The 23779-nt window shown below is 52.9% G+C and carries 18 protein-coding genes; 8 read left to right on the forward strand and 10 right to left on the reverse strand.

Going from position 1 to position 23779, the window contains the following annotated elements:
- The first annotated feature begins 88 nt into the window (after positions 1–88).
- The 4 genes from AACH44_RS16885 to fsa are packed head-to-tail and all read left to right on the forward strand — an operon-like array spanning position 89 to position 2835.
- Positions 89–532: a PTS sugar transporter subunit IIA gene (locus tag AACH44_RS16885; RefSeq protein WP_261847056.1), complete on the forward strand. Its 444-nt coding sequence runs from the start codon at positions 89–91 to the stop codon at positions 530–532.
- A 22-nt stretch (positions 533–554) separates the two neighbouring features.
- Positions 555–842, forward strand: a complete 288-nt coding sequence (locus tag AACH44_RS16890; RefSeq protein WP_261847114.1) for a PTS sugar transporter subunit IIB — start codon at positions 555–557, stop codon at positions 840–842.
- A gap of 14 nt (positions 843–856) precedes the next feature.
- The gene (locus tag AACH44_RS16895) at positions 857–2116 is read left to right on the forward strand and encodes a PTS ascorbate transporter subunit IIC (RefSeq protein ID WP_261847057.1); all 1260 of its coding nucleotides are present in this window, start codon (positions 857–859) and stop codon (positions 2114–2116) included.
- 53 nt (positions 2117–2169) lie between these two features.
- Positions 2170–2835, forward strand: coding sequence for a fructose-6-phosphate aldolase (fsa, locus tag AACH44_RS16900; protein ID WP_261847115.1), 666 nt, complete (start codon positions 2170–2172; stop codon positions 2833–2835).
- Between the two features lie 63 nt (positions 2836–2898).
- Here the strand turns inward: fsa and yacL are convergent, their stop codons facing one another.
- From yacL to AACH44_RS16915, 3 genes are all read right to left on the reverse strand, one after another.
- A complete protein-coding gene (gene yacL, locus AACH44_RS16905; RefSeq protein ID WP_261847058.1) occupies positions 2899–3258 on the reverse strand; it encodes a protein YacL in 360 nt (119 codons plus the stop codon).
- Positions 3259–3443: 185 nt separating this feature from the next.
- The gene (acnB, locus tag AACH44_RS16910; protein ID WP_261847059.1) at positions 3444–6041 is read right to left on the reverse strand and encodes a bifunctional aconitate hydratase 2/2-methylisocitrate dehydratase; all 2598 of its coding nucleotides are present in this window, start codon (positions 6039–6041) and stop codon (positions 3444–3446) included.
- Positions 6042–6336: 295 nt separating this feature from the next.
- Positions 6337–7698, reverse strand: a complete 1362-nt coding sequence (locus AACH44_RS16915) for an RtcB family protein (RefSeq protein WP_261847060.1) — start codon at positions 7696–7698, stop codon at positions 6337–6339.
- Between the two features lie 285 nt (positions 7699–7983).
- Between AACH44_RS16915 and AACH44_RS16920 the strand changes: the two genes are divergently transcribed.
- Positions 7984–8295, forward strand: a complete 312-nt coding sequence (locus tag AACH44_RS16920; RefSeq protein ID WP_261847061.1) for an ArsR/SmtB family transcription factor — start codon at positions 7984–7986, stop codon at positions 8293–8295.
- A gap of 59 nt (positions 8296–8354) precedes the next feature.
- Here AACH44_RS16920 and AACH44_RS16925 read toward each other — a convergent pair whose 3' ends face one another.
- On the reverse strand, positions 8355–10655 hold the full coding sequence (locus AACH44_RS16925; protein ID WP_261847062.1) for a TonB-dependent siderophore receptor: 2301 nt from the start codon (positions 10653–10655) through the stop codon (positions 8355–8357).
- Positions 10656–11080: 425 nt separating this feature from the next.
- On the opposite strand from AACH44_RS16925, the gene AACH44_RS16930 reads away from it, so the two are divergent.
- Positions 11081–12064, forward strand: a complete 984-nt coding sequence (locus AACH44_RS16930; RefSeq protein WP_261847063.1) for a helix-turn-helix transcriptional regulator — start codon at positions 11081–11083, stop codon at positions 12062–12064.
- A gap of 109 nt (positions 12065–12173) precedes the next feature.
- On the forward strand, positions 12174–13502 hold the full coding sequence (locus tag AACH44_RS16935) for an MmgE/PrpD family protein (protein WP_261847064.1): 1329 nt from the start codon (positions 12174–12176) through the stop codon (positions 13500–13502).
- Between the two features lie 147 nt (positions 13503–13649).
- Here the strand turns inward: AACH44_RS16935 and AACH44_RS16940 are convergent, their stop codons facing one another.
- The 4 genes from AACH44_RS16940 to AACH44_RS16955 all read right to left on the reverse strand — a co-directional run bounded on the left by AACH44_RS16940 (position 13650) and on the right by AACH44_RS16955 (position 19151).
- The gene (locus AACH44_RS16940; RefSeq protein WP_261847065.1) at positions 13650–14969 is read right to left on the reverse strand and encodes a hypothetical protein; all 1320 of its coding nucleotides are present in this window, start codon (positions 14967–14969) and stop codon (positions 13650–13652) included.
- 502 nt (positions 14970–15471) lie between these two features.
- Positions 15472–16650 carry a dienelactone hydrolase family protein gene (locus tag AACH44_RS16945; protein ID WP_261847116.1) on the reverse strand — a complete coding sequence of 393 codons (1179 nt, stop codon included), beginning with the start codon at positions 16648–16650 and terminating at the stop codon, positions 15472–15474.
- Positions 16651–16776: 126 nt separating this feature from the next.
- On the reverse strand, positions 16777–17961 hold the full coding sequence (locus AACH44_RS16950; RefSeq protein ID WP_261847066.1) for an MFS transporter: 1185 nt from the start codon (positions 17959–17961) through the stop codon (positions 16777–16779).
- Positions 17958–19151 carry a serine hydrolase domain-containing protein gene (locus AACH44_RS16955; RefSeq protein ID WP_261847067.1) on the reverse strand — a complete coding sequence of 398 codons (1194 nt, stop codon included), beginning with the start codon at positions 19149–19151 and terminating at the stop codon, positions 17958–17960. Before AACH44_RS16955 ends, AACH44_RS16950 begins: the two co-directional genes overlap by 4 nt.
- A gap of 116 nt (positions 19152–19267) precedes the next feature.
- Between AACH44_RS16955 and AACH44_RS16960 the strand changes: the two genes are divergently transcribed.
- The gene (locus AACH44_RS16960; RefSeq protein ID WP_261847068.1) at positions 19268–20164 is read left to right on the forward strand and encodes a LysR family transcriptional regulator; all 897 of its coding nucleotides are present in this window, start codon (positions 19268–19270) and stop codon (positions 20162–20164) included.
- Positions 20165–20216: 52 nt separating this feature from the next.
- On the opposite strand, the gene lpdA is transcribed toward AACH44_RS16960, so the two are convergent.
- On the reverse strand, positions 20217–21641 hold the full coding sequence (lpdA, locus tag AACH44_RS16965; RefSeq protein WP_261847069.1) for a dihydrolipoyl dehydrogenase: 1425 nt from the start codon (positions 21639–21641) through the stop codon (positions 20217–20219).
- A 234-nt stretch (positions 21642–21875) separates the two neighbouring features.
- Entirely contained in the window at positions 21876–23765 is a 1890-nt protein-coding gene (gene aceF, locus AACH44_RS16970) for a pyruvate dehydrogenase complex dihydrolipoyllysine-residue acetyltransferase (protein ID WP_261847070.1), read from the reverse strand.
- Between the last annotated feature and the right edge of the window lie 14 nt (positions 23766–23779).

Genomic DNA, 23779 nt, shown 5'->3' on the forward strand with positions numbered 1-23779 from the left:
AGTTAGCGTTATCTTTTTAGAGGTTAATCACATTATTTTCAACGCTGGCACACTATTCTGCGTTCGGAATGATACAGAGGCGGCCCTAATGCTTAACACTTTACTAACACCAGACGTTGTTCAGATTTTACCTGCCTGTGAGGACTGGCGTCACGCTATTGCGTTGTCCTGTAAGCCTTTATTGGATAATGGCGCGATTGAACCCACCTATATTGAGGCGATCTACCGCTCTCATGAAGCCATCGGTCCTTACTATGTCGTCGGCCCAGGAATTGCCATGCCACATGCCCGTCCGGAAGACGGTGTGAACCGACTTGCCGTCAGCCTGACGCTGATTCGTGACGGCGTGGCTTTCCACTCCGACGGTAACGACCCCGTGCAGTTGCTGATTGTTTTGGCCGCGACGGACAGCAATAGCCACATCGATATTATTTCACAGCTCGCTCAGTTGTTCGACACGCCTGATGACGTCGCCGCGTTAATTAACGCGACAGAGATAGAACAGGTGCTTTCCGTTATTTCTCGTTATTAATCGCCACCAGAGGACACAGATGATGAAAATTACAGTCGTATGCGGTAACGGTTTGGGTACTAGCCTGATGATGGAAATGAGCATTAAAAACATCGTTAAAGAACTCGGCGTGATTGCTGACGTGGATCACGTGGATTTAGGCTCGGCGAAAGGCACGGACAGCGACATCTTTGTCGGAACCAAAGACATTGCCGATCAGCTTGTCGCACAGGCAGTCGGGGGAAAAATTGTGTCCCTGAATAACATGATCGACAAAGTGGCGATGAAAGAGCGCCTCTCGGTTGCCCTGACAGAACTTGGCGCCTTATAAGCAGGAGAGCAAAAATGGAATTCTTCCGTTTTTTAATGAGTGACGTGCTGTCGGAACCTTCGATATTGGTCGGTTTGATTGCGCTTATCGGCCTGATTGCCCAGAAAAAACCCGCCACGGAGTGCATAAAGGGAACGGTGAAAACCGTGATGGGTTTCCTGATCCTCGGCGCGGGCGCGGGTTTGATCGTCTCATCGCTAGGCGACTTCGCCGCGATTTTCCACCATGCGTTTGGTATCGCGGGTGTGGTGCCTAACAATGAAGCCATTGTCGCCGTCGCTCAGAAAAACTTCGGCACCGAGATGGCAATGATCATGTTCTTCGCGATGGTTATTAATATCGCGATCGCACGTTTTACACCGTGGAAATACATTTTCCTGACCGGACACCACACGCTATTTATGTCGATGATGGTTGCCGTGATTCTGGCAACAGCGGGTATGAAAGGGGTGCTGCTGATTACCGTTGGGTCGCTGGTGGTTGGGGTGTCGATGGTGTTGTTCCCTGCCATTATTCACCCGTATATGAAGAAAGTAACAGGCTCAGATGACGTTGCCTTTGGTCACTTTTCTGCGATATCACAACTGCTGTCCGCCTTTATTGGCAGCAAGTTTGGTAATAAAGAGAAATCAACGGAGGACATGGAAGTCCCGAAAAGCCTGCTGTTCCTACGCGATACACCCGTCGCCATCGCCTTTACCATGTTTTTCATCTTCATTTTCACCTGTCTGTTTGCTGGCCCGGAAGCGGTGAAAACGATGAACGCTGGCGGGAAAAACTGGTTCATGTTTTCGCTGATTCAATCCATTACCTTTGCCGCTGGCGTGTACATCGTGCTGCAAGGCGTGCGCATGGTGATTGCGGAAATCGTGCCTGCGTTTAAAGGCATTTCGGACAAACTGGTTCCCAATGCTAAACCCGCATTAGATTGCCCCGTCGTCTTCCCCTATGCCCCGAATGCCGTTCTGGTCGGCTTCCTGAGCAGCTTTGCGGCTGGGGTGATCGGTATGGTGCTGCTCTATCTGATGGGGTTGACAGTGATCATTCCCGGCGTGGTGCCACACTTCTTTGTCGGCGCGGCGGCAGGTGTTTTCGGTAACGCCACCGGCGGACGTCGCGGTGCGATTTTAGGTTCTTTTGCCAACGGACTGCTGATTACTTTCCTGCCTGTTTTCCTGCTGCCAGTGCTGGGCAGTATCGGATTGGCAAACACCACGTTCAGCGATTCCGATTTCGGCGCGGTGGGTATTCTGCTGGGCATTATCGTGCGCTAAATTCGCCCGATGAATGACATCCGCAACACCAGTTTTAGTTTACGGGGGAAATGATGGAATTCTATTTAGATACGGCTGATGTGGCCGCAGTAGAACGACTCGCTGGCGTGTTACCCATTAAAGGCGTGACCACCAACCCGAGTATTGTCGCACGCGGAAAATCCGATATTTATACCGTGCTACGGGATATGCAGGCCGTTATCGGCACGGAAGGACAGCTGTTTGCTCAGGTGATGTCTCGCGATCCTGACGTGATGGTAGCAGAGGCAATAAAACTCAGGGAGGTGATTCCTTCTCTGGTCGTCAAAGTGCCAGTAACCCATGCAGGTTTACGAGCCATAAAGGAATTGACCGTGCTGGATATTCCCACCCTCGGCACCGCCGTTTACGGTGCAGGGCAAGGGTTTTATGCCGCGCTGGCTGGCGCTCGCTATATCGCGCCTTACGTCAACCGCATTGATGCGCAAGGTGGCGATGGGATTGCGCTAGTGAAAGAACTGCAAACGCTGATTAACCTGCACAGCCCGCAGACTCAGGTGCTGGCAGCCAGCTTTCGCACGCCGCGTCAGGTACTGGACTGCCTGCTGGCTGGGTGCCGGGCTATTACGGTTGATCCTGCCGTTGCCGAACTGTTCCTGCAAGATCCTGCGGTTGACGATGCGCTTAACCGCTTCGATCACGACTGGCAGGCGCACTTTGGTCATGCTGACCTTGGCTAATTGATGGATAACCCCACTCACCAAACGGGTGGTGTTATCAACACGTTCGTCTGACGACAGCGATCAATGCAGGACGAATTCGCGGTACTTTTCCACCAGCGTCAGAAAATCATCCAGACCGCATAAAGACAGGCTCTCTTCATCGTAATAGCTCATACCGTCTTCTAGCTCATCCGTGGTGAAAGACAGCTGATTCGCCTGCACCATCACTTCTTCTTCATCCAGCAACAGCGTGTATTCGTGACCCACACGCCGCCACTGCCGTTCGCTGCCAGCAACGGAGCGCGCGGCGTCTTCGACGTCAGTCAATATCGTCAGTTGGCCTTTCACTTCTTCATTGAACCAGTGTCCAATCGCTTCATGCCCCATCGACATACGAACGATGACCTGGCCCGTCACATCCCGCAAAAATTCATAGTCCATGATGCCATCCTCACTGTGATGTTTCTTCTGTTCAGTTTAGTCGCCCCTACAGCCTGCCGTCGTGATGCACCTTCACCTTTGATGCTACAGACACACACAACCCCGTATGCCAATTCCAGTGGAGATGGCGCATAAAAAAGGAGGCACAAGGCCTCCTTCGGTGTAGAGATGCGAACTATAGCGAGTTAGACAGTCGTCTGGAAGATCACGCCATCCGCTTTCTCGGTATATTGACCTAACTGGTCAAAATTCAGATAGCGATAGGTATCCTGCGCGGTTTTATCCACCTGCAACATGTAGGTCTGGTACTCTTCTGAGGTCGGCAAGCGACCCAGCAGTGAAGCCACCGCAGCCAGTTCGGCAGATGCCAAATAGACGTTGGCATCGGTTCCTAAACGGTTCGGGAAGTTACGGGTCGAGGTAGAAACGACCGTCGCGCCGTCCGCTACGCGCGCCTGATTCCCCATGCACAGCGAGCAGCCAGGGATCTCGATACGCGCTCCGCTCTTACCAAACACACTGTAGTAACCTTCTTCGGTCAGTTGTGCCGCATCCATCTTGGTCGGCGGTGCAACCCACAGACGGGTCGGCAGTTGGCCTTTGTGGCTATCCAGCAGTTTACCTGCCGCACGGAAGTGACCGATGTTGGTCATACAGGAGCCGATAAAGACTTCATCAATCTTCTCGCCCTGCACGTCAGACAACCAGCGCGCATCGTCTGGATCGTTCGGCGCACACAGGATCGGCTCTTTGATATCGGCCAGATCGATGTCGATCACCGCCGCATACTCGGCATCGGCATCGGCTTCCAGCAGTTGCGGATCGGCCAGCCATTTTTCCATGCCCTGAATACGGCGTTCCAGCGTACGACGATCGCCGTAGCCTTCGGAGATCATCCACTTCAACAGCACGATGTTGGAGTTCAGATACTCGATGATCGGTTCTTTATCCAATTTGATGGTACAACCGGCCGCAGAACGTTCCGCCGAGGCGTCGGTCAGTTCAAACGCCTGCTCGACTTTCAGATCCGGCAGACCTTCGATCTCCAGAATACGGCCAGAGAAGATGTTCTTCTTACCTTTCTTCTCAACGGTCAGTAAACCTTGTTTGATCGCGTACAGCGGAATCGCGTGAACCAGATCGCGCAGCGTAATACCCGGCTGCATTTTGCCTTTGAAGCGTACCAGAACGGATTCTGGCATATCCAGCGGCATCACGCCTGTAGCCGCTGCAAATGCCACCAGACCGGAGCCCGCAGGGAAAGAGATACCGATTGGGAAACGGGTGTGGGAGTCACCGCCCGTACCAACGGTATCCGGCAGCAGCATGCGGTTCAGCCAGGAGTGGATAACCCCATCGCCCGGACGCAGCGATACGCCGCCACGGTTCATGATGAAATCAGGCAGCGTGTGGTGCGTGGTCACGTCAACTGGCTTCGGATAGGCCGCGGTGTGGCAGAACGACTGCATCACCAGATCGGCAGAGAAGCCCAGACAAGCCAAATCTTTCAGCTCATCACGGGTCATCGGCCCAGTGGTATCCTGTGATCCTACCGATGTCATCTTCGGTTCGCAGTATTCGTCAGGGCGAATGCCCGCGACGCCACAGGCGCGACCGACCATTTTCTGCGCCAGCGAGAAGCCTTTTTTGCTGGCTTCAACCGCTTTGGAAATACGGAAGACATCGCTGTGCGGTAAACCCAGTGATTCACGCGCTTTAGACGTCAGTCCACGTCCGATGATCAGCGGGATACGACCACCAGCACGGACTTCGTCCAGCAATACGTCGGTCTTCAGCGCGAACGTCGCCAGCACGTCATTGGTGTCATGACGACGAACTTCACCTTCATACGGGTAGATATCAATTACATCGCCCATATTCAGATCGTTCACATCCACTTCGATCGGCAGCGCACCGGCATCTTCCATGGTGTTGAAGAAGATCGGGGCGATCTTGCCGCCCAGCACCACGCCACCACCGCGTTTGTTCGGAACATGAGGGATATCATCCCCCATGAACCACAACACGGAGTTGGTCGCCGATTTACGCGACGATCCTGTACCGACCACGTCGCCGACGTACGCCAGTGGGAAGCCTTTCTTGTTCAGTTCTTCGATCTGCTTGATCGGGCCAACGGCGCCAGGCTGATCGGGATCGATACCTTCACGGGCGTTTTTCAGCATCGCCAGCGCGTGCAGCGGAATATCAGGGCGTGACCAGGCATCAGGTGCCGGAGACAGGTCATCGGTGTTAGTTTCACCGGTAACTTTAAAGACGGTAACGGTAATTTTTTCCGCCAGTTTCGGGCGGGACAGGAACCACTCGGCATCAGCCCAGGATTGAATCACTTTCTTAGCGTGCGCATTGCCTGCTTTCGCTTTTTCTTCCACATCATAGAAGTTATCAAACATCAGCAGCGTGTGGGACAGCGCTTCAGCGGCAATCGGAGCCAGCTTATCGCTATCTAACGCATCAATCAGCGGATGAATATTATAGCCACCTTGCATGGTGCCCAGCAGTTCAATCGCTTTTTCCTGGCTAACCAGGGGGGAAGTGGCTTCGCCTTTAGCGACGGCAGCCAAAAAACCAGCCTTTACATAGGCAGCTTCATCAACACCAGGGGGGACACGGTTAATCAGCAGATCAAGCAATACTTCTTCTTCGCCTGCCGAGGGATTCTTGAGTGACTCAACCAGCGCGGCCATCTGCGTGGCATCTAACGGTTTAGGAACAATTCCCTGCGCAGCCCGCTCGGCTACGTGCTTACGATATTCTTCTAGCACGACGTTCTCCTCGCTCTCATTGTCTTCATTATGCCCGGCGCTCTTGTTCCCAATTGTGGTGTCCATGCCTGGGTGTCAGCGTGTGGATGTAAGGTAGTAGAGTGTCCGGTCCAGCCTCGTCAGCATATCAGGATTTGAATCGATTGTTAATTCGTTCACATAATGGCAACATTAATTTTTATTCAACTGCGCTATGTGTCAAATATCACTATCACTGAAAAACACCAACACCAGCAGAATAGCATGTCCCTGACGGTGCACACTAACTATGCTGATGTGGGGTATAAATGTTCTATTAAGCCTTAAACGTCAGCCACGGGCGCAGCCGTGCTACGGGTTGAATCAGCCCCGACTGTTCCTGAATATCAATCACGGGCGTAACCGGCTTATAGGCCGCTGGCGCTTCTTCCCGCAGGCGCTCATCTTTCAGCGTAATGCATTGCCAGGGCAACGTATCTGCCTGCTTCGCCGTATCGACCTTGTTACGCATACTCTGCCGACGCTCGGCACGCCCTGCGCCGTGTGAACATGACCACAGCCAATCGGAATGTCCCTTTCCGGTAACGAGATAAGAGTAGTCCCCCATTGAACCAGGGATCAGCGCAAATTCCCCTGCTTTTGCAGGCGTAGCCCCTTTGCGGTGCAGATTCATTCCATGTTCCGGCAGAATGATGTTATGCGACAGATCGACCACCAGCTTGCTGGCATCGCGCGTAAACACCTGCTTCCAAGAGGAACGGATCAGTTCCGTCAGCACGATCCGGTTAATCCACGCATAGCGGGCGGCGACGCCCATGGCTTCCATATAATCCATCGCCTGTTCATCAACCAGACCAAACAGGCCGGACACCGGATATTTCTCTGCCGCAGGCCAACAGGCTCGCGCTTTATCGATCCCACGCTGGCCGACATAAAAGCCCACGTCCCGTGAACCGGTATGAATCATAATCACGACCTCACCTTCCTTCACGCCAGCCTGATACGCCGCATGCCTGTCCAAGACGGCATCAACAATTTGCAGCTCAACGAAATGGTTACCCGACCCCACCGTGCCCAGGCTGGAAGGTCGGAGTATCTCACGAGGTGCGAAAAACGGCTCAGGCGCATGCCGACTGTGGGCACGAACTGCATCGCTTCCGGCGATAGAACCGAGTTCCGCCGCCAGCCGTTGGAAGTCCACGTCCTGCCAAAGCCCCTGTAAGGGCAATGCCGCCAGCCACGCCGAGAGCCCTTCATCAAACAGTGCGGAAAACGAATCTGGCGTAACGGGAACATCACGCTGATCCAGCAGCAACGTATTTTTGAGCGCCTGAATCAGTGCAGGCTTGTGTTCATCGGCATCCGCATGATGCACGCCTGTCGTCAACAATCGCATGCCGCAGTTGATATCCGTCCCAATCGCGGCCGGAATAACAAAGTTCTCCGTTGTAGCAACAATACTGCCAACGGGCGCAAGCGTGCCGGGATGGAAATCCGGCGTCGCGCGGGCAGCACAGACGCGCGCCTCGCTGCCCGGTAGGTGTACCGAGGCGAAATCCAGCAGTTGCTGAACCGCCTTTTCTTCCAGCGGCAACGTTTCCGGCAACAGAACCTGCGCTTCTGCATTCTGCCTGCGGAGATGATAAATAGAATGTTGGTAATCGGTGTCTATCCCCAAACGGGACAAACGTTTTGTAAGCGAGTAAATGTAGACATGGTGCTACCTAGAAAAACAGAAAAGCGCTCCTCCCGTTTCGGAGAGAAGGTTGTTTTTCCTGCAGCAGCAGATTCAGGAAAGGATGTGGCGCTATTCTAAGGAGAAACGCCCCAGTTGTAAACGCAAGGGCTCCGTTATGAGCGGTTTTATCGATGTCAGTCATTCTCCTCACTCAAGACCGAGGGTATGGTAAGCTCAATACATTAGGTATCACTAAATTAGTCAGTTTCGCAGGGCAGGATGAATATGACATTGAGCAATTCGGATCGCGAATTCATGCAGGACGGGGCGGCAAAAGCGGCGGCGCTGCTGCGCGCGATTGGCAATGAAAACCGGCTGCTAGTGCTTTGCCTGCTTATCGAGCACGGTGAAATGTCGGTCGGTGCGCTGCTGGAGCACATTCCGCTCAGCCAGTCCGCTCTCTCGCAACATCTGGCGAAAATGCGTGAGGAAGGGTTGATTAGCTATCGGCGCGAGTCACAAACGCTCTACTATCGCATCGAAAATCAGGATGTAAAAATCATCATCGCTACCTTAAAAACCCTGTTCTGCCCCTAATCACGACAACAACGCCACGGCAAGGCGATTCTCCGTGGCGTTGGCGATGAAATGTGGCGTTAGAACGATGTCTTCACACTCACAAAGAAAGTCCGTCCCGGTTCGTTATACGTCGCCGCACCTGCACCTGCGATAGTGACAACACCGTTATTCACCACGTCCTGCGCATTACCTGCACGGAACAGACGCTTATCAAGCAGGTTCTCTACGCCGCCTGTCACACTCAGGTTTTTATTAAACGTATAGGTACTGCTTAACCCAAACAGCGCATAAGGGCTTAACTCGTTAGTTGTGCTACCCGTTACGCGTTCGCCTTTGTAGTTATACATCTTCGGCTTCTGGCGACCATACCAGGTCATATCGGCCAGGAAGGAGAGGTTCTCCGTCGCCTGCCAGTCCACCGATGAATTCAGAGTAAATTCTGGGGTAATCGACAGGTAATCGCCCGTGGTTTTATTCTTCGATTCCAGCATCCAGGTCAGGTTGTTACGCCAGTTGATGCTCTCCGTAACGGGAACGGTCAGGTTACCTTCCAACCCTTGAATCACGGCTTTCGGCACATTGCCCCACTGGAAGATATTGGCGTTGTTGCGACCCGTATCGTTTCCACCTACCGCGTTGCCAATCACATTGCTTCCAGACTCAATCTTGTTACGGTAATCATTATGGAAGTAGGTGATGCCCGCGATCAACCCATCACGATGGAACTCCAGACCAATTTCTTTATTCAGGCTGGTTTCCGCCTTAAGACCTTCATTGCCGATCAGGTAGCAAGGGGTGCCACCGGAGCAGCCCTGTCCGCGGCTATAGAGAATGTAGTTCTCGTTGGTCTGGTACAGGTTCGGCGCTTTGTAAGCACGGGCGATCCCTAATTTCAGCGTGTAGTCTTCACCCAGTTCCTGTGACAGGTTGAGCGACGGGCTCCAGTTGGTGCCAGCCGTGCTGTGATCATCGACACGCAGCGCCGGTGTCAGCACGGTACTTTGTGTTAGCTGGATATTATCTTCCACAAAAGCAGAAGCCAGGCGAGCAGAAGATCGCTCACTACGGCCACGGCTACTTAGCGAACCAATGCTTCCCGCTTCTTCTGTATCCTGTGCATTTGAGACCGGATCTTTCATTTTCTGCTCGTTCCACTCAATCCCGAACGTCAGCACCTGATCGACCCAGAGATTCAGCGGAAGATTCACTTCGTTATGTGCAGTGAAATTATCCAGTTTGATGGTGCCATATTGGTTCGGATTCGTGGTATCAAAAATCCCTTCTAAACCGCCAGACAGTCCCTCAAGAATACGGGTATTGTGCGTACGTTCGTATTGCAGGTATGACGTGGAACTAACGCCGCTATCCCAGTAGCCGCGATGCGTGACCGCAAAATTCTGGCGGTACATGCGGTTGGTTTCCTTGCCATAATTGCTTACGACAAGCGGGTTGGTGTTGGTATTTTGCGAATCGCCCGCATAAATATTACCCTGGCGACTGGAGCCTGCTTCGAACTCCAGCGACTGCTGCTGGGTCATATCCCAGCGCAGCAGACCGTTGATATCTCTGTTACGCACACCTTCACGCCCAGCAGGCAGTGAAGCTGACTGATTGCCCGCGCGTGCAGACTGGTGGCCTTGGTTAATATCGCGTGCATCAGCCTCGGTTTTATTCATATTGCCGAACAGGCGGAAGCTTAGGTTGTCGGTCAAGCCGCCCATCAGGCTGAAATCGGTACGCTTAGTCGCGCCTTCCGAGCTATGTTCCGGTGCGTTCAGATAAGTATTCCAGGTACCGTGCCATTCTTGCGTCGGCTGTTTGGTGATGATGTTGACCACACCGCCCGCCGCGCCGTTACCATAGCGCGCCGCCGCCGGGCCACGCAGCACTTCAATACGCTCAACCATGTCGGCAGGCACCCAGTTGGTGTCACCACGGGTGTCGCGCTCGCCGCGCCACCCGTAGCGTACGGCCGTACGGCTCGACACCGGTTTGCCATCCACCAGAATCAGCGTGTTTTCCGGTCCCATGCCGCGGATATCGATCTGGCGGTTGTTACCACGCTGGCCGCTGGTTGAGTTACCGGACAGATTAACGCCCGGCATGGTGCGAATCAGTTCTGACAGATCGTTAGCGGGCGGGCGCTTGCTGATATCCTCAGCCGTAATTATCGATACACCGGGAGCCTGACGGGTTTGCTCAGCGGCCGTCACTACCATCGTATCGCCCGACGCTTTACTTTCGGCTTGATTCTGCACCTGAGAGGCAGGTTCTGTTGAAGAAATAGTCGAGGTTTGCGCTGCACTCAGAAATGATGTCATCCCGCAGCTAACGCCAATGAGCGTCACCAAATAATGGCGCGATTGTGGTAGTTTCATCAAAATTATCCTGCCCTGTAAGAAATGAATAAGTAGCCTGAAAAAGGATCAACATCGCAGCCGGTGCAGCGACACTTAACGACCATCAGCAACCGTGCTGAATAACGGCGGAGATAAAACGCGCAGACGTGGCGGTTATCGGGAGAGAAGCGTCATGCCGACGGGCATCACGTCGTGTTGTTATGGAATGCTGTGTGTCATCAATCAGCCCTTTTCTCCGCATTGCTGGAAATGGAAAATGCATTTAGCGTGCAATGTGACCTCCCCAACGAAAAATGCTATTGAGAAGTATTTGCATTACCATTTTGGCGCGGTCATTGTTACATTTGTCATTCAGGACGGGGTTTGCTCTAGCAGCAAAATGTTTTGCCAAAGCATCAAAATGGAAGGCGCAGGTCGAAGGGTTTAATCAGGTAGGTAATCACGTGCGCAGCTTCACTCAGTCATCAAAGCCGATCTATAAAGATCATATCGTTCAGCAATCGAGTCTGGTCGCGAACAATTACCGTTTTATCGGCCCTCGGCTGATCGATAACACGCCGGTGTTATTTGGGTCGTTCACTGTCGTGCAGCTCAACCCGCATCTGATCCTGCATACCGCGGATGTGATTAATCGCCACAACATGAAAACCCAAAACCTGCTGGATGACGCCATCAAACTCGCCATCGTGGTGAGCGGCAATGCGCATATCTCGTTTGGCCATCAGGAACTGCATCTGGGAGAGCATCAACCCGCCTCGCTGATTACGCTGACGGAACCGACGATGTTCACTCGCATCGGCAAACGTGATGAATATGAAAGGACGATTACGCTGACGTTCGACAGGGAATGGCTGTACGGCAATATGATGGACTCCGTTGGCGACTGGCAGGCTATCCACGATTTCACACAAACTCATCTGGCGACACACCTGTGGACACCGTCCCGACAGGCGCTGGCAATTGCTTTACAAACGCTGGATGCTAAACCTTGCCAAACGCCGCTCCAACGCCTTTATCTGGAAATGCAGTGTATGAGCCTGATTATTGAAGCGTTTACTTCACTGACTGCCAGCGTGGCGCAGGAGAAAAGCAGCGGTGTTACCCTACGCAGCTACCATCGCATTCAACAAATCAGAGAGATGCTGGAAAGCGGCAGCGCCGACCATCTGTCGATGAGTGAAATCGCCAAAAGCGTCAACATGAGTGAAAGCACGCTACAGCGCCATTTTCGCCAGACGTTCAATATGAGCGTTTTTGAATACCTGCGTAACTGTCGCTTGCAGCGTGCCATGCTGGCTTTGCAGAAGGACGGCATCGGTATCGCTCAGGCAGCCAGCATTGCTGGCTACAACAGCCCCGCTAACTTTGCCACCGCGCTGCGCCGTGCATTCGGTATTACGCCGGGGCAGTTAAAAGACCGCTTCTGATTCTGAACCACTAATAACCAAATGGAATTTATTATTCCGTTTGGTTATTAATCGCTATTCAGTGACGAGCAGTAAATTAGTGTTTTTCTGCCAAGATGCCTGACAACTCATGACCACTCAGACTGATATCACCGCAACGCTTGCCCACCACATTATCCATAGTGAGCCAAACCAAGAAGCGGTAGATGCCGCCCGTGAAGGGGTGACTGACTTCATCTCTACTGCGCTCCCGATCGCACAGGGTGCGATTGTTGATAGCGGGCTCGCACCGTTAAAGCAGGTATTCAGCGGCGCGGACAGCCTGACACGTAGCCTGATTTTGGGTTATGCCGGTCACGTACTCGACTTTGACGATTATCATCCTGCATTTCGCGGCCACCCCAGCACCGTCATTCTACCTGCGCTGTTTGCCCTTGCCGCAGAAGAGGCATCTGTGACAGAAGAGGCGTTTTTGACAGCCTATGTCATCGGCGTAGAAGCCGCTGGCAGAATCGGGCTGGCATGCGGCCCGCGTCATTACAGTCTCGGTTACCACAACACGGCCACGCTCGGCGCGATCGCTGCTGCGGCTGCGGCGGCACGTCTGGCTGGTGCCTCGGTGGAGCAAACGCAAACTATTCTTGGTCTGGCCGCTACACAGGCCGCAGGGCTACGTGCACAGTTTGGTTCTGCGGTCAAACCGCTACACGCCGGGCTTGCCGCCAGAGCAGGGCTAACCGCCGTCAAGCTAGGGTTAGCGGGCTTCGAGGGCAATCAAAAACTGGTAATTGACGCCTTTCTTGCCGCGCATGGCGATCAAAAACAGCAGCCAGCGCTGCTGGTGGAAAACTGGGGAGCGCCCTGGCGTATGCTTTCTCCCGGTCTGGAATTCAAACGCTACCCGACCTGTGGCGGCACCCACAGCGCTGCCGAAGCCGCGTTTGCGTTGCGGGAACGGTGGCATGAGCAAAATGGTGCGGATGCCGATCTGGCTGACGCCATCGAGCGTATCACGGTGACCTTCCCGCCGGGCGGCGACGTTGCTCCTTTCATCCGTAACGCGACCAACGGCGTAGAGGCACGCTTCAGTCTGGAATATGTCATTGCGGCTGCGCTGATTGAAGGGGAACTGAAGCTGGCACATTTTTCGGAAGCACCAGTTGAAACCACGATCGCCGCGCTAGCGAACCGCGTCATACGCCGTGCCGATGAAACCGCACCACCCGATGAGCTTGACCCAGAGGCGCGTTTTCATGAGGTTACGCTGCACCTGCGTAACGGCAGCACGCTAATCCAGCGCACCACACGTCAGGAAACCTCGGCACACCCTACCGATCTCCGCGCCAAATTGCAGCAAACCATCGGTTCTCTGGCGCATCTCGACAGTAACCAGATCGCCGATCGTTGCGCATTACGGCAAGCGGGCGATCTGCGCTATTTACTTGGGCTATTATTTTAACAATGCTGGTTTTAAAAAAATACCAGCTTTAGGCTTTAACGGGATGCTGGTTGCTGTCGATAAGCATCGTTATCGACAGCACTATTCTCGACAATACTATTCTCGACAATACTATTACTCCGACAGCCACCACGCCGTAAGTTCGACTCAATCAGCCTGATGGGAAATCAATTTTCCTTTTTCATCAAATACCATCACACCCGGTACTCTGGAATAATTCCCTTCTCCCTCTGATTTATAGCGGGTCGCCAGTATATGGGGAGAACGGTATTCAAACTTAAAATAGCCATCAGCAGGATTAACTATTATCAGATTGCCCACACTGTCGATAAGACCTTCTTTCACTTTGAAATAACGGTCATCAAGGTTAGATTCGAAAAATGACGCACGCTCATACTTAGACAAGTTTTTTCCCTCTTGCTCAGGAATCACGGGAAAATGCGCCATATCAAGCTGCCGTAATACATGCAGAAACATCAGGCGTTCCAGCAGTGTTCCTGAATCTTTCGGGACTAAAAATTGCAATGTGAGCCCATTTCCCACATTCACATCATATTCATAGCCGACAAACGCACTGTCGCCATAAATAAAAATGTCATCAACTTCTTTACCTTCGGGAACGATCTCTTTAGTTTCAACCATAAGCTCAGGGATTGACTGGGGAGACACGTTAAAATAAATATCATATTGAATGACTTCTGACGGGAATTTTATCTGTATACGTTTCATTCCCCGATCGATAAAACGTTCGGGCTTTTCCAGATTCTTATTTATGTCTTTCCATATTTGCTGATGTATTTCTGCGATATTAAATTCATCCGCGATCTTTACACCATACTTCGCTTCCAACGCCTGCGAAGATAATGCCAGATCGTACATCGACAGCCTCTGCTCGCCGCGGTAACGTTCATCCATGGTACGCAGTACGGCAAACGCTTTGGCTAACGCGACGGCGTCCTCAGCATTTGCTAACCCGATAAAGTAGCGTTGCGTAGCCTCATCATATTGAAAATAGACCGCTTCCAATGTGCCTCGTTGATTAGCATATGCCGCACCGTTTTCCGACTGGAACAACACGCCCTTTTGCCCTTCCAGCCACGATGCGAGCTTAAAATCCTCTTTTGCCGCGCTCACGGTAAACAGGTCAAAGTCAGTTTTATTCTGCTTATCTTGATAGGAATAGATCTGTGTATCTGTATTTTCCCTATCGATCAGCAGACGCCCCATCCGGCGAACATAGGTCCCGAATGTCCACAAATCCAGCTTGTCGTACATCTTAAACGGCAGCTTAATCTCAAATTGCTTTTCAAGGTAAAAAGGAATACCCGGAAAATCATCCATCGGCGCGCGATTAAATGCCTCTTTTTCCTCAAGAAGCTGTGCCTGATAGGCTTTTTTATGCTCGTCAAAACGCTGCTTGATCTTAAGTAAATCGGGCGACTGTTCTTCCGTTTTTTTCAAGACCATGGTGATTTCACAATAATAAAATGCACAGGCAGCGCTTTTATCCGATACAAACTGAACCGTGTTTTTCCCGGTAATTTTTAGCGTATGCCACGAACCGTTTATCTGTATACGGTTATCTTTCATCTCCTCGGTATATTCGCCCTCCGAGTTATAGTAATTAACCTGCGTCGGCGTCAGATTAAAATAGATATCGTTTTTAATGCCCTTGAGGCTTTTCGCTATATGTTCCTGAAGATCATCTCTGTTTTTATTGGTTTCAGGGTTTTTACTGTTATCAAATACAACACGAATATCGTCAACCAGATATTTCCCCTCGCGGAGCTTATCTTATCCATTACAGCCTGACAGCCATAGCCCCATCATGATAATGCCCAGATATTTCTTCATCACCTCATCCCTGTAAAATTAAAAAAAACCTCTGAATGCGACAGCACACAGAGGCTAGCAATGCATCAGTAATCTGATGTTATCAAAAAACTTATTATCATTCAGGCTCTGTCGGCTATGGCGTTAGCCACTGGTCCAGAAAGCGAAAGACTTCTTCCTGCTGCTCCTGATAGAAAACATGCCCTAATTCAGGCCAGATCTTAGTTTGCAGCTTGCTGTCCGCCTGTTGGGATTGCCACACTTTGTGCATCTTGGCATAGGCGTCTTCAACCGATTGCGTCGGGAACAGTTTGTCTTTGCCGCCGTTAAATAACAGCATCGGTTTTGGTGCCGCGACACTCGCCACATCGGGGAAATCAAAGCGTGTCGGTTGCCCCGGATGTAACATATAGAATGCTGACTGGCCTCTCAGCACGTTATTACCTGGCGTCATCAGACCATCGTACGTGCCAATCCAGGACACCGCTGCCGTTGCCGCTACCTTATCGGATAGCGCGGCGAGCTGCCAGGCGCGATAGGCTCCCATCGAAAAGCCAACGACACCAATACGTTGCTTATCGACCTGCTCAAGCGATGCCAGAAAATCCGTCGCCCGCATATCCTCGTAGGCCATCAGACCCGCGAGCGAACGCCCGAGATTAAAGAAATTACTCGCCAGCGCCTGCTGCTGTTCATATTTGATCGGACCACGCGATCCCCAGCCTAGCGCATCCACGGCCAGCACCACATAGCCTCGCTTCGCCAGCTCATCGCCGACAAAGCGCCCCGTGAAGAACTTATCGGCCCACGCCTGTGCGGAAGCAAGCTGTTCGTCATTGCCCCACGGCTTGATCATCTTCTCTTTGCCGATATCAAACTTCGCGCCGTGATCGTGCAGCAGAATTACCGCCGGATGCGGTCCCGCGCTTTTTGGCGTCAGGAGCAGTGCATCTACGCGACTTTCATCGGTGAGATTGAAGGCGACTTTCTCTGCCGTGTAGCTGCCGCGATCCTGTTTTTCGATCGCCTGCGGCGCGAAATTTTTGGTGGAATCCGGCGTCAGAAGCAGCGAACGCAGCGTTTTTCTTGATTGAGATTGCCACTGACTAAAATCCGTAAAATTGCCAGATAGCCAGGAATCAGAGTAGGTCATCTGCTGCTTAAGCTGCGGATAAAATGAAGGTAGCCCTTCATCCGTCACTGCCTGATCCGCCGCTATTTGGGGAGAAGGGTTCATATCGTTCGCCATCAGTGAAGGGCTGGCTAGTAACGCCGCCAATAACCAGACAGAGGAGCGTAAGGTATTCAGATTCATCATAACCTCAAAAACAAAACATCGTTTCTTTTTTGAGGTTTGATTGTAATTGACGTGGCTAAAAATAAACGGACGGAGCGCGCATTCTGCGAAGCCACAGGCAAAAAAATCCAGATGCTTAATACCTTACCGCCGTGCCATAGGGAAACCGTGTTGTCTGGCCGACCACACCACAACGAGCGCAATCAATAACAGCACCAGCAGCACCGGAGAGAAAGCGCCAACACCGATGTGATCCAGCAGAACACCGCCGATAATACCGCCCCCGGCGATAGCCATGTTCCAGACCGTGACCAACATAGACTGCGCCACATCGGCTCCCTCCCCAGCCGTTCTGACAATAGCCGTCTGGAATAACGTCGCCGCACCGCCGAAGGCAAGTCCCCAGATGGCCACTGCCGCATAGACCACAGCATGTTTATCACCTGCCACGCCAAGCGCGAGTACGGACAGGCAGAACAATCCCGAGCAGGCAAGCGTCAGAACACGTAAATAGCGGTCAATCAGCACACCGATGATCCCAATGCCCAGTAGAGATGTGACGCCGAATACCAGCAGCACCAGACTGGTCTGTGCGACCATACCCGCCGCCGCGAGAAACGGTGCAATATAGGTGTAGAGGATGTTATGCGCCAGCACGAAGGCCAACACGACACACAGCACCGGACGGACGCCCGCCACAGTGAACACCGTCCCAAAAGACCACCGCTTGCCTGCTGGCTGTCCGGAAAAATCCGGCACCTGAATACGTACCCACAACATGAGTATGACTGCCAGACCGCTCATCATACCGAAACACATACGCCAGCCGATCACGTTGCCAAGAACGGTGCCAGCGGGTACACCAAGCGACAGTGCTAGTGGCGTACCGACCATCGCTATCGCAATAGCCCGCCCTTTCTGGTGTTCAGGCACCATACGCGCCGCATAGCCTGCCAGTAGCGCCCATAGCAACCCAGCAGAAACACCCGCCAGAAAACGCGCCGCCATCGTCAGCAGATAACTGCCGGAAAGCGCCGTAATCGTATTGGCGACGACGAAACCGCCGATAGCCGTTAACAGCAACTGGCGGCGACGCACACCTTGCGTCGCGGCGGTCAACGGGATTGCCGCCACCAGAGAACCTATGGCGTAGATAGTGACAGTTTGCCCGACCCAAGCTTCAGACACTGCCAGACCTTGCGCCATTTGTGGCAACAGGCCCGCAGGCAGCGCTTCGGTCAGGATAGTAATGAAGGCTGCCGTGGCCAACGCTAGCAATGAGGCAACGGGCAGTCTGCCATGGTAGGTAGCCGTCATTGAAACGGTCATTGCATTGACTCCAACGTACCATACACCGCATCACGCAAATCGGTGACAAAACGCCCCGACATCCCCTCGAACATCGTGTTGGTGAAAGCCACCACGCTCAACCCCTGTGTTCGGTCGACAAACCATGAATGCCCGTAAGCACCGCCCCAGCGCCAGGTGCCTGACGACTCTGGCGATTCAGCTAACTGCGGATCGCGCAAGACCGAAAAACCGAGGCCAAAGCCGCAACCCGGTGCATTGGGCAGTTCAAGGCCATGGGTCTGATCGCGCCCCATCTCCTCGATCAACGCATCAGGCAGCAGTACACCGCCCCCTTTACGCAACGCTTCCAGCAGACGTAGCAGATCCCATGCTGTCCCCGCCATGCCAGCACCACCGGATGGGAATGCTCGTGTGTCCAAGATTCGAGCGGGGCTGTACGCAATGCCGATTGCGCCTTCGAAGGGAGACACCGTTTCACCTTCGATCAGGCGATGTGGCTGAGGAGTATCATTCACATAAGCGGTGGTCAGCCGCGATGGCTCACGCACAACGAAGCCCGTATCATGCATACCCAGCGGGTCGGTCACCAGTTGGCGAACCGCTTCCCCCAATGACAAACCGTGAATGCGTTCGATCAAGGCGCCCAAGACATCCGTTGCCAGCGAATAACCCCATGCCGTTCCCGGCGCGTACTGCAACGGAACACTGGCGAGGCGACGCAGGTTTTCGTTCAGAGTGATACCGGAGGCATCCATACCGTCTGAAACCCCCGCTTGCGCGTAGGGATCGTCCGTATGGGTTTCGAAAAAGCGATAGCCCAACCCCGCAGTGTGGCTAAGCAGCTGCCGCACGGTGACGCGCGCAGGGCTGCCGTCGACCAGTCGGAGTTGGAACGTTGGCATCCAGCGAGTGATATCCTCATCCAGATCGAGCCGACCTTGCGCCACAAGCACCAGCGCCGCCACGGACACAATAGGCTTGCTTACCGAAGCCAACCGGAAGATAGCGTCCAGCACCATCGGACGGGCGCACTCCCGATCGGCCCATCCAGCCGCTTGCTGATGAAGTAATTTTCCGTTGCGTGCGACCAATACGACAGCGCCAACCAAGCGCCGTTCGTCCAACGCCTGTTGAACGGTGGCCTGAATTCGGGCAGAGAGAGGCGCTGACGGAGCATCGGTATACAGAGGAAATGCGGGAGTTATCACGAAATGTTCCTTTCATCAATGGGCGTTCCCGTTACGATAAAAAATCAGCGATTAAAGAAAAAGTAGGCTACAGTTCCTCGATATACGGAACAAACTATCCGCAATGTAGGAGCAGTATGGACAGTCTGAATGGTTTCGTCGTGTTTGTGCAGGTAGCGGAAACACGCAGTTTCGTTGCTGCGGGTCGATTGCTCGGCGTGTCGGCGTCTGCGGTAGGCAAAAGCGTCGCACGGCTTGAAGAAAAACTGGGCGTAAGGCTGTTTCACCGCAGTACTCGCAGCATTACACTGACGGCTGAAGGTTCACTGTTTCTGGCGCGCAGCCGACGCATCCTGGCTGAAATCGAGGCAGCGGAGTTGGAACTGTCGCAGAGCAACGCAGCACCACGCGGACGGCTGCGAGTAAGCCTGCCGTTGGTCAGTTCACTGGTGCTTCCTGTACTCGGCGAATTCATGCGCGAATATCCCGAAATTGAATTGGATCTGGACTTCACCGACCGAATGGTGGATGTGATTGAAGAAGGTTTCGATGCGGTAGTACGGATAGGCAACCCCATTGACTCACGACTCACCGCGCGCAAACTGGGCACTTTCCGTTTTCTGCTGGTGGCCGCGCCAGACTACCTTGCTCGTCTCGGAGCGCCCAAAACACCGACCGACCTGATGCAGCACAACTGTCTGCACTATCGCTTTCCCACCAGCGGCAAGCTGGAGCCGTGGGTGCTGCAGCTTCCCCCCGGCGAACCAGAGTTACCATTGCCTACCTCGATGATCTGCAACAACATCGAAACACGTGTCTGTTTTGCACTACAGGGGCTGGGGATCGCCTACCTGCCGGATTTCTCTATCCGCGAACCGCTGGACAAGGGATTACTACAACCGATCCTGACCGACTACGTGAAACGCAGTGGCGTCTTCCATGTATTGTGGCCCGCGAGCAAGCACCCGTCACCAAAAGTGCGAGCGCTAGTGGATTTTCTCTACGCGCGAATATTTCCCTCATCTGACGGATAAAAAAATCCGGAGCCTAAGGCACCGGATTCTAATTTATCGAACGCGAGTGAACTTACTTCTTCTTCGCTTTCGGGTTAGGCAAGTCAGTGATGCTACCTTCATAGACTTCAGCAGCCAGACCAACGGACTCATGCAGCGTTGGGTGCGCATGGATAGTCAGTGCGATATCTTCTGCATCACAACCCATTTCGATCGCCAGACCGATTTCACCTAACAGTTCACCACCGTTAGTCCCGACAATCGCACCACCGATGATACGGTGCGTTTCTTTGTCGAAAATCAGTTTGGTCAAACCTTCTGAACAGTCGGAAGCGACAGCACGACCGGAAGCGGCCCACGGGAAGGTTGCCGTTTCGTAGCTGATGCCTTTTTCTTTCGCTTCTTTTTCAGTTACACCAACCCATGCCACTTCCGGTTCGGTATAGGCAATGGAAGGGATTACTTTCGGATCGAAATAGTGCTTCTTACCGGAGATCACTTCAGCCGCGACGTGGCCTTCATGCGCCCCTTTGTGCGCCAGCATCGGTTGACCAACGATGTCACCGATAGCGTAGATATGCGGCACGTTGGTACGCATTTGCTTATCAACGTGGATGAAGCCGCGATCGTCAACTTCCACGCCAGCCTGACCCGCATCCAGCAATTTGCCGTTAGGTACGCGACCAATCGCAACCAGCACCGCATCATAACGCTGTGGCCCCGCAGGGGCTTTTTTACCTTCCATCGTCACATAGATGCCGTCTTCTTTAGCTTCTACCGCGGTCACTTTCGTTTCCAGCATCAGGTTAAACTGCTTGCTGATACGTTTGGTGAAGACCTTAACGATATCTTTATCAGCAGCAGGAATCACCTGGTCAAACATTTCAACCACGTCGATCTGTGAACCCAGAGCATGGTAAACCGTACCCATTTCCAGACCGATGATACCACCGCCCATGACCAACAAACGCCCAGGAACATTTTTCAGTTCCAGCGCATCCGTAGAATCCCATACGCGCGGGTCATCATGAGGAATAAATGGCAGTTGGATCGGACGTGAACCCGCGGCGATGACCGCGTTATCGAAGGTAATCGTCGTTTTACCGCTTTCACCATCAACAACCAGCGTGTTAGCCCCAGAAAATTTGCCCAGACCGTTAACAACCTTAACCTTACGGCCCTTTGCCATACCAGCCAGGCCGCCAGTCATTTGATTAATGACCTTTTCTTTCCACAGTCGGATTTTATCAATGTCGGTTTTAGGTTCACCGAACACGATACCGTGTTCTGCCAGCGCCTTGGCTTCTTCAATCACTTTAGCAACGTGCAACAACGCTTTAGATGGGATACAGCCAACATTCAGACACACCCCACCTAACGTGGCGTAACGCTCTACCAGTACGGTTTCCAGCCCCAAATCCGCCGCGCGAAATGCCGCAGAATAACCTGCTGGGCCGCCACCAAGTACCACTACCTGAGCTTTAATTTCAGTACTCATCATGACCTCTTAATTAATTTCCGGCGGGTCTGTGACGTCACACCCGTCGTCGTTCCGATCGGGTACATTTTTAATAACGCCCTCTTCCACCGGGACGTATCTTTGCCGCTGTAGTTTACAAAATTGTTAACAATTTTGAAACAACAAGCGACTAACGATTTGTCCTTGATCACTGACCGCTGTAACAAATAACAGCTTATCAGAAAAAAGCCGGCCGTCAGGCCGGCTTTTCGATTACATCACCAGACGGCGGATGTCAGACAACGTGTTGTTAATGATGGTAATGAAGCGAGCACCATCAGCACCGTCAATGACACGGTGGTCGAAGGACAGAGACATCGGCATCATCAGACGCGGCGTGAACTCTTTACCATTCCAGACCGGTTCCATCGCAGACTTAGACACACCAAGAATAGCGACTTCTGGCGCGTTGACGATCGGCGCAAAGTGCGTAGTCCCGATGCCGCCCAGGCTGGAGATAGTGAAGCATCCCCCCTGCATTTCGCCTGCGGTCAGCTTACCGTCACGGGCTTTCTTGGAGATCGCCATCAGTTCGCGAGACAGCTCAATGATGCCTTTCTTGTTCACATCTTTGAACACAGGAACCACCAGACCATTCGGCGTATCAACCGCTACACCGATGTTGATGTATTTCTTCAGCGTCAGACGTTGAGCGTCTTCAGACAGTGAACTGTTGAAACGTGGCATTTGCTCAAGCGCAGCAGCAACGGCTTTCATGATGAAGACAACTGGGGTGATTTTCACATCCAGTCTGCGCTTCTCAGCTTCCACGTTCTGCTGTTTGCGGAACGCTTCCAGCTCAGTGATGTCGGTTTTGTCGAAGTGCGTAACATGCGGGATCACCACCCAGTTACGGCTCAGGTTGGCACCAGAGATTTTCTGGATACGACCCAACTCCACTTCTTCAACCTCACCAAACTTGCTGAAATCGACTTTCGGCCACGGCAGCAGTCCTGGCAGAGAACCACCAGTAGCAGCGCCAGCGGCAGGTGCAGACTCAGCGCGTTTCACGGCATCTTTCACGTAAGCCTGAACGTCTTCGCGCAGGATACGGCCTTTACGACCAGAACCCTTCACTTTTGCCAGATTCACGCCAAATTCACGTGCCAGACGACGGATAACCGGCGTTGCGTGAATATAAGCATCATTCTCAGCGAACTCGCTCTTGCCTTCAGCTTTCGCTGCCGGTGCAGCAGCAGGTTTGGCCGCTGGAGCAGGTGCAGCGTCTTGCTTAGCAGCCGGAGCCGCCGCCGCAGGTGCAGCGCCTTCTACTTCGAAGACCATGATCAGTGAACCGGTAGAAACTTTATCGCCGGTGCTGATTTTGATTTCTTTAACCGTACCCGCGAATGGCGCAGGAACTTCCATTGAAGCCTTATCGCCTTCAACGGTGATCAGCGATTGCTCAGCCGCGATTTTATCGCCAACTTTAACCATCACTTCAGTCACTTCGACTTCGTCACCGCCGATATCCGGTACGTTGACGTCTTTCGCCGCAGAGGCCGCTGGCGCAGCAGCAGGTGCCGCTTCAGCTTTCGCTGCTGAGGCAGCAGGTGCACTGCCAGCCACGTCGAATACCATGATCAGAGAACCAGTAGAAACTTTATCGCCAGTGCTGATTTTGATCTCTTTAACCGTACCTGCGAAAGGTGCAGGGACTTCCATAGAAGCCTTGTCGCCTTCTACAGTGATCAGAGATTGTTCAGCAGCAACGGTGTCGCCCACTTTAACCAGCACTTCGGTCACTTCGACTTCGTCACCGCCGATATCCGGTACGTTGACGTCTTTCGCCGCAGAGGCCGCTGGTGCAGCGGCCGGAGCCGTTTCTTTCTTCTCTTCTGCCTTAGCAGGTGCAGCGTCAGCTGCACCGTCGGCGGAATCGAAAATCATGATCAGTTTGCCAGTTTCAACTTTGTCACCAACAGAGACTTTAATCTCTTTAATGATACCAGCCTGCGGAGAAGGGACTTCCATAGAAGCCTTATCACCTTCCACCGTGATCAGCGACTGTTCAGCTTCAACTTTGTCGCCAACCTTCACCAGCACTTCGGTGACTTCAACTTCATCTGCACCGATGTCCGGTACGTTGATTTCGATAGCCATGTAATCTTTACCTC

The organism is Pectobacterium araliae (assembly GCF_037076465.1).
GTDB classification, from domain to species: Bacteria; Pseudomonadota; Gammaproteobacteria; order Enterobacterales; family Enterobacteriaceae; genus Pectobacterium; species Pectobacterium araliae.